Below are 473 nucleotides of genomic sequence, written 5' to 3' on the forward strand. Positions count from 1 at the left end.
CGAAAAGAAACCGGGGGGGGGTGCGATCGCGACAACMCCCTACGATTGCCTACCAAAATCTCCAGAGGCTCATTCGCTTAGAGTTTATTGGGTAACTAGAGCATACCACAAAGGGAACAAAGTTTCTGGGGCGGCGTTGAAAGCAGCAAGGAACGCGACATCCAGAAAGCTGGCTGAGACTTTGTTTAAGGCTCTGTGGGATATGCGGTAATAATCCCCATATAATGCTCATATCAAACTTGTACCCCGATCCAATTCCCTAGGTCGGGGTTTTTATTGGTGAAAGTTTGGGAATAAGATAGAAAATAATTATCCACGCTAGGGTTTCATTAAGTCATGAGACTATTATAACTCGGTAATTTCACAGTTGAAGCCAAATTTATATAAAAAGTGTACTATGCACCTCAGCCCTAGACTTGGGGGATGAAAGCATGAATAATAGTCGATAATAATCTTGATCCTCTCCCATTGAT

General features: G+C 43.0%; 1 pseudogene. It reads left to right on the forward strand.

The window, feature by feature from the left end:
- Positions 1 to 211, forward strand: a pseudogene (locus tag B9T16_RS29325) (IS110 family transposase); the annotation flags it as partial.
- Positions 212 to 473: the final 262 nt, after the last annotated feature.

The sequence above is a fragment of the Arthrospira sp. PCC 8006 genome, assembly GCF_046480465.1.
Lineage (GTDB): Bacteria > Cyanobacteriota > Cyanobacteriia > Cyanobacteriales > Microcoleaceae > Limnospira > Limnospira platensis.